This is a genomic window from Oleiphilus sp. HI0128 (genome assembly GCF_001635365.1).
Genome location: NZ_LWGG01001094.1, coordinates 1 through 1,137 on the forward strand (window position 1 = coordinate 1; position 1,137 = coordinate 1,137).

Genomic DNA, 1,137 nt, shown 5'->3' on the forward strand with positions numbered 1-1,137 from the left:
GTGTTACCGCCAGGGAAGGACATGAGATTGTACTGGTCATATAGCTCATTCATTAATTCCATGCCACCGCCGTAGTAAAACCATGCATATTGTTCGGAGGCGATCATACCAAAAGGCATGGTAGTGAAGTACATGGTGGCAGGCACTTTACCTTTCCAATAGTAAGATGCAGAGTGGCCCATATCGTATTGGCCTGACTTAACCATATCGAAGATACCAAAAGGAGACTTATGCTTGTTTGAAGAGTGAATGACGACCTTTAAGCGACCGTTCGACATCTTCTCGACCATCGATGCCATATTCTTGGAGGTGTCACCAAAAATAGGAAAATTAGGCCCCCAGGTTTCTGCCAGTTTTAGCGTGTATGAGTCTTGTTTTTCTACTTTGTGGGTGTGTTCAACCTTGTCATCACAGGCAACTAAAAACTGAACTGATATGACGATTGCTAGAAAGCTCACGACTTTTCGTAGAGACATTTGTGGCATCCTTGTTATTTTTGAAAGTGGAGCGCGAAATTTAACAGAACTAGGGTGTGCTTGAAAGCGTGGAATTGCTTTTATAGGTTTCTATTCAGAGCCATTAAGGCTACTCTTCGAACTCTTTATATGGGACCAAAATACCTAATATGCATCGATTATTCGCACTTTTGTTATTTCCACTATCTGCTTGGTCTGGTGAAGATAATCTGCACTCTTTAAGCTTTAGTTATGGCGTGCATAGCGAAACGCTTAGCTTCAATAGTTTTGATGCTGATTTAAGCCCGGAATCTATAGATCTCACATACACCTTTATTAGCCAGAAAGGGCCGATGCTCACGCTGGATACTTGGCAAGAAACCGCAAATACTAGCTTTGCCCAAGATGCTGAGTTAGAGAAAAAGGTGTGGGGCTTTGGTGTTTCATTAGCCTACCCTGTTTTATCAGTTGATCTGGTATTGAGTTATGTCTATAGCAAACCCGAGATGAAGGCTTGGGCAGCGTCTGGTAATCGGCTTGAAGAATATAGCGAGACCAGTGAATACAGTGCGGGAGTTAGTGGCTATTTTGCTTATGATGCTTGGTCGCTCGTACCTTCACTTCAGCTTGGCTTCCAATATGTTGACTCCCTCAACCAAAGCTACCTCAATGAAAATGTTAT

General features: G+C 42.7%; 1 protein-coding gene and 1 pseudogene. One reads left to right on the top strand and one right to left on the bottom strand.

Annotated elements, in window-relative coordinates; genetic code table 11:
- Nucleotides 1-476: pseudogene (locus tag A3763_RS18580) on the bottom strand (ABC transporter substrate-binding protein); the annotation flags it as partial.
- Nucleotides 477-625: 149 nt separating this feature from the next.
- Between A3763_RS18580 and A3763_RS18585 the strand changes: the two are divergent.
- Nucleotides 626-1,137: hypothetical protein (locus A3763_RS18585; RefSeq protein WP_156495171.1), on the top strand; the 512-nt coding region annotated here is incomplete at its 3' end.